General features: G+C 42.6%; 5 protein-coding genes and 1 pseudogene. All 6 read right to left on the bottom strand.

The features are described from left to right. Positions 1-45: 45 nt before the first annotated feature. On the bottom strand, positions 46-1,188 hold the full coding sequence (locus A3761_RS17875) for a tyrosine-type recombinase/integrase (RefSeq protein WP_068513895.1): 1,143 nt from the start codon (positions 1,186-1,188) through the stop codon (positions 46-48). After that, positions 1,185-1,415, bottom strand: coding sequence for a hypothetical protein (locus tag A3761_RS17870; RefSeq protein WP_068513899.1), 231 nt, complete (start codon positions 1,413-1,415; stop codon positions 1,185-1,187). The genes A3761_RS17875 and A3761_RS17870 overlap by 4 nt, the downstream gene beginning before the upstream one ends. A gap of 206 nt (positions 1,416-1,621) precedes the next feature. Then, on the bottom strand, positions 1,622-2,362 hold the full coding sequence (locus A3761_RS17865; RefSeq protein WP_068513902.1) for a HupE/UreJ family protein: 741 nt from the start codon (positions 2,360-2,362) through the stop codon (positions 1,622-1,624). 130 nt (positions 2,363-2,492) lie between these two features. Then, positions 2,493-2,909, bottom strand: coding sequence for a hypothetical protein (locus A3761_RS17860; protein ID WP_068513906.1), 417 nt, complete (start codon positions 2,907-2,909; stop codon positions 2,493-2,495). 172 nt (positions 2,910-3,081) lie between these two features. Further along, the gene (locus A3761_RS17850) at positions 3,082-3,972 is read right to left on the bottom strand and encodes a cytochrome c (RefSeq protein ID WP_231875512.1); all 891 of its coding nucleotides are present in this window, start codon (positions 3,970-3,972) and stop codon (positions 3,082-3,084) included. Next, positions 3,969-4,394 (bottom strand): annotated as a pseudogene (locus A3761_RS17845) (cytochrome c); the annotation flags it as partial. The pseudogene A3761_RS17845 and the gene A3761_RS17850, both read right to left, overlap by 4 nt.

Genomic DNA, 4,394 nt, shown 5'->3' with positions numbered 1-4,394 from the left:
CCTGACTTTTAATTTTTGCGTCATTAAAACGTTTTTTAGTTCCCATTACGCCACCTCCAAACCGGAGCATATCTGATCGACATCATCGTCATAGGAGGTCATCACATCTCCTTCAAGCTCTTCTAGGTAATGCAGGTACACTTCAGTCGTATTGATGCTAGAGTGCCCTAAACGATCCCGAATATAAGACAAAGGGTTTCCCCGATAATTTGGATTGTTTCGTAAGCCGTATAGCTTCATCGTGGCATAGGTATGTCGCAAACTATGCAAAGTGATACCTTTGCGACCCACTATGCTCTGAAGCTCTTTGTTTAGGATCGTGCCCTTAATTGAGTAGGGCTGACCAAAGCGATTTAGAAATAACGGCGCTTGCTCATCAATTCCGTTCTCGACTAAAAGACCGTGCCGATCATGCAGTTTGTATTGCCACAGTCGTTCATACAAAGCGATAGGGATGTGAATGGACCGAGCCTTACTGCCTTTGGTTTTCATGTCCAATGGATTTAGATCAACGACGACAATCGAGCTACCGCGCTTCATTGCAGGGTCTTGGATAAATTTCTCAGGAAACGTTAGCAGCTCTTCTTTACGCATACCTGTTTGCAGAGCCATGCGATAAACAAGGTGTTGAGACATGAAGCTCTCACGCTTTAACAGCGCTTTGATTTCTTGCTTGGAGAGTACCTTTAGGCGACTCTTTTTTTCTTTCAGCATCACGTTTGGCGAACTTGTTATGCCACCACTTGTATCTGTGTGAGCAAGAAACCCTTTTGGCTTAGATATGATGATAGTTTCAATGTCGTAGGGAACAGAATCAATCCATTCTCTGCGTCTTGCGTACTCATAGAACTTGATGATAGTGCGTAACCTGCCATTGACCGTATTGGGGCTCAGGCCAAGATCAATCGACCAATCCCGATATGCGCCAATCACAGAATGTTCATAGGTGGCTAGACTTGCTCTCCAATCAAGATCATTTGCTTCAAGGTAAGAAAAATAGTCGTACAAATCCTGACCGTATCTGAGCCAGCTCTTCACACTTGAAACTCGACCTCGGGTAATACAGTAATAAACTAGGAACTGATGAACCTCCCAAACTAACTGCATTTCATTATCAACAATCAAAGGAAACTCAGCATAAGGTTGGCCGTTGAGTTTAAAGTCTTCTGTGGCTTGAATGAGTCTCATGCAGCATTGACCTTTATTTCTCTAAACCCAATTCTCTGCGCAACTAAAAACGCTGAATCTAATGTTTTAAACGTTCTTGGACTGACTCTTTGTGAATCTAAAATAATGGGCTCGCCAGACTTTCTTCCAAACTGAAGGCACCAACCTTCACTCATCACATTTCTGACAATGGTTGCAGACTTAACGTCACCACTATCAAATAACATTTTGATTGATTGTTCTTGCATAAAGCCCCTTTTGATAAATCATTATTTGTATTTTGATGTTGCTCAAATACAGGAAACAAAAACACAAATACTGTTCATCTATACAGCTAATATATGACCATTAACTAATTATGCAAGGCTTTTTTAAATATTGTTTTTATTAATCTTTATGAGTAAGGGCTTTATAACTCATGAACATAAATATTCCTCTTTAAATTATTGTCGTTTTAGTCAATTGAGTCGTGAGAAGTTCTCGGTCTTTGATTCGTCATTTCGCTCTCTATTTCACTCTCCATGTCACTAGACATTTTCTCGTGTTCGTGTAGATAGTTGTCGGCGCTAAAGCCGAAATCATCTGGGTGGGAGGTGTGCGAGTATCCATGCAATTGCTGCAACAACAGCAAAACACCAAGCGATATTAGAAAAACATTCGCTGCATTACTGAAGTTTTTAAATGACTTGGTTTTGCGCCAAATAGCCAATAAACCAAGCATGACAGTCAATGCGGCAATTTGACCGAGTTCGACACCTAAGTTGAACGAAAGAATTTTAAGCACTAACCCTTCTTCAGATAACGGGAGCATTTGTAGGCGGGTTGAAAGACCAAAGCCATGAATCAAACCAAAAACGAAGACCATCAAAAGCAGATTCGGAGAAGCGATGTTTAAATACTTCTTAAACCCACCCAGATTATCAAAACCTTTGTATATGACGGTCAACGCAATGACTGCATCTATAAGATAGTAATTTGCTTGGATCTGATAAAGCGTTGCAAAAAGCAGCGTGATCGAATGACCAATTGTAAAAGCAGTGACAAACTTAACAATGTCATTAAATCGAGTCAGAAAGAAAACAACCCCAAAAAGAAAGAGTAAATGGTCATAACCGGTGACCATGTGGCTTGCGCCTAACTCAATAAAATCCCAGTTAGTTGCTTCTAAGGCTTTTGCCTTATCTGCTTCGGACATGCCATGCCCGAAAACGACGCTACAGATAAAATAGAAACCAACGGCGATGGGCCATCGGCATTTTTTAAATACGGATAACATTATTTACCTCAATAATAAGTTCTAGCTTACGCTAGTAAAATTTTATGTTTTAAACGAGAGAGGGAAATAATTTTGGCGGTGCTCTAGCCTTAACATTAGAGCGAAAATGGAAGCTGCGATATGCAAAGGACTTGTCAAAATAGAACTGAGTGACGTTTTTCTGTTCATCGCACGAAAAACTAGTGACTAAGACTGCTTGAGGCTCTAGGTCATTGAGCCACTTTACATATTTAACGATCCAGTCTTGGCTTAGCTCGACGACCTGGTTCGTGTGACTATTTTGATCAAAAGCATCAGCATGATGAGACGCAACATTGTGCGAATGTGCTACTTGTGCGTGAGAATGGCCCGCCCCGTCATGATTATGGTTGGATGCCAAATGAATATGCGCCGAAGCAGACTGCATTGTCAGAAATGCAATCGCTAAGAAAAGTTGCCAGATTTTGCTTGTCAAAATAGTGCGCATGAACGAGCCAGATATTTGGGATCAATGGATTATAATGACGGATTCATTTCGATACTATCAATTATTCATGAAGGAATATTTAAAAATAAACGTAGTAAGAGATAATATTCATACCAAAAGAGAGGGTCAGCCTCAAGGAGAAGTCTTCCGTACTATCAGGCACCAAAGGCTTCTAAGGTGTTAATAAATATTGTGCGACAGCCTTTAAGTCGTTCCAGCTCATGTATCCGGTGCTATGCTCTACTACCTCACTCATACTGCCGCCAAACACATCGCCATCATGTTTGATTCCGGTCTGTAAGGCGTAGGCAAGATCATCCTCAGTCCAGCCATTTTCCTTTAGATTAGCCGCCGTGATAGCAGGAACCTTATTGTTGTTAGCATCATAACCACCAGCAAAAGTCTCTTGACTGTTCAAAGCGCCAAAAAGATTCCTTGGTGTATGGCAAGCGCCGCAGTGTGCGGCTACCTCAACCAGGAATTTTCCTCGATTGAGCTGATCGACTGACGCTGAATTCGCCACTGAAGCAGATGGGCTAAAAAACATGGCTCGCCATAGCTTTAAACCTTCACGAAAATTGAATGGAAACATTATAGACTGCTCGGGGTCTGGTTCAGCGACTGGCGGTACGGTTTGAAACGCTACCCATAAATCGGCTACATCTTGATCAGAAAACTTCTCGTAAAACGTGTATGGAAAAGCCGGATAATACGGCTTTCCTTCAGGTGAAATACCTTCTCTTAGTGCTGTCGAAAATTGTTGAAATGTCCACGCCCCAATACCATGTTTCGGGTCTGAAGTTAGGTTTGGCGCACGAAAATCACCGAAAGGCGTGGTTAAAGGTTTTCCTCCTGATAAGAATTTACCGCCGGAGTCGATATCAGTATGGCAAGCAATACATCCTGATATTCGCGCCAAGTAAGCGCCCCGAGCTGTATTTCCATTAATATCTTTTGAACTAAAACTTGGAGACAGGGGCATCCAAAGCCAATATAGAAGCGCCCCCCCTAAAAGCAATAGAAGCAAGCAAAAGCTGTAGTAGCGGCGAGGCATTCCTGTCATTTCTCGATGCGGTATTTTTTATGGCACGAAGCACAGCTCTGCCCAATCATACGAAACAAGCCAGCGCTCGGTTTGGAAGCAAGGTGTTCATCACTCATGTTGTCTAGCCCCCGTTGCGCTCCCATTGCTGCTTGACCTTGGGCACCCATCATTCCCTGGCCTCTCATTTGCTCCCCCATGCGACCATTCATAGGGCCCGATTCTCCCATCATGCTATGGCCGGACATATGATTTGAATTACCCATCATGGTATTCCCCATACCATTTTCTGGTTCCACATTCTGATTGTTGGCAGCTCCATCGTGCAAGGCCTGCCCTAAGCGTTCTAGATTGCGTGCTAAGCGCTGAAAATTCTCCCACTCATTCCATATTTCAGCAGTCGCCTCGCTAGGCATATTTAAACTGCCATCGGGAAAAAGCTT

The sequence above is a fragment of the Oleiphilus sp. HI0123 genome (assembly GCF_001635315.1).
The sequence above is the reverse complement of the archived record's forward strand: the minus strand, read 5'-3'. Positions and strand labels throughout refer to the sequence as shown.